The sequence below is a fragment of the Guyparkeria sp. SCN-R1 genome, from assembly GCF_003932495.1.
In the GTDB taxonomy this organism is placed as follows: Bacteria; Pseudomonadota; Gammaproteobacteria; order Halothiobacillales; family Halothiobacillaceae; genus Guyparkeria.
Window position 1 is genome coordinate 1 of sequence record NZ_QZMT01000044.1, and the last position, 946, is coordinate 946.

The following is a 946-nucleotide window of genomic DNA, read 5'->3' on the forward strand; positions in this document are numbered from 1 at the left end:
CTCGTAATTCACGGCTGCCACTGGTGATGACGATGCTCAAGCAAGCCACCAAGCGGCTGGCGCCAGGTGAGAGGCCGATGCTGCACTCGGACCAGGGATGGCAATACCAGATGCCGCTATACCGTCAGACCCTGAGCCAGCACAGCATCGAGCCGAGCATGTCCCGAAAGGGCAATTGCCACGACAACGCCGTCATGGAGAACTTCTTTGGCATCCTGAAAAGCGAGTGCTTCCATGGTCGGACATTCCCAACCGTCGAGGCATTCATCCTCGAGATCAAGCGCTACATCCGCTACTACAACCACGATCGCATCAAGGAGAAACTAAAAGGCCTGAGCCCCGTGGAATACAGGACTCAGGCCTTGGTGCCCGCCTAACCAACCGTCCAACTTTTGGGGGTCAGTTCACGAAGGCGGTTTTTATTTTGAAGCGGGAAAGACTTAGAACTTGTAGGTGTAGCCTACGGTTGCTTCGTACTGCTTCATGCGGATTTTAAGGTCGGTTCCAGGAGCGTTGAAATCATTAGTTCCGCTCACGTCCACTTCCGGGGCATACATGAACGCGCCGTGTAGCTCGTGGTTCTGATCGAACGAGTAGCTGAAGCCGGCGGTGTAGTGGTTTTCGACCACGCCCGGGGCGATGGTGTTGAACAGCACGTCATCCGAACTGACCGGGTTGTCACCTCGGTTCCAGCCAGCTCGCAACTGCAATTGCGGCGTGGCTTGCCACTGGACCCCCAGCGTGAAGACATCGACATCATCCCAGCCAAAGCCTGCGCCGTTTGAACCGCCCAGACATTTCGGACTATCGCCACCCATCATCCGGGCACCCATGCATTCGTTCAAGAATTCAACAGACGGATTGGAGATTGCCTTTACATCAGAGTAATTAGGGTATACGGATTTAATGGTTGATGGGGCACCTTCACCCCATCAATCTGATACCA

Annotated in this window: 2 protein-coding genes; one reads left to right on the plus strand and one right to left on the minus strand. The window is 54.8% G+C overall.

Going from position 1 to position 946, the window contains the following annotated elements:
- Positions 1–377, plus strand: a 377-nt coding sequence (locus D5687_RS11085; RefSeq protein WP_148097310.1) for an IS3 family transposase, incomplete at its 5' end; no start/stop codon positions are given.
- 63 nt (positions 378–440) lie between these two features.
- Here the strand turns inward: D5687_RS11085 and D5687_RS11090 are convergent.
- Positions 441–833 carry an OmpP1/FadL family transporter gene (locus D5687_RS11090; protein WP_125199829.1) on the minus strand — a complete coding sequence of 131 codons (393 nt, stop codon included), beginning with the start codon at positions 831–833 and terminating at the stop codon, positions 441–443.
- Between the last annotated feature and the right edge of the window lie 113 nt (positions 834–946).

What these genes read in the sequence shown, in the direction of transcription:
- D5687_RS11090 (WP_125199829.1), bottom strand. Translation starts at nt 833, where the DNA reads ATGGGTGCCCGGATGATGGGTGGCGATAGTCCGAAATGTCTGGGCGGT.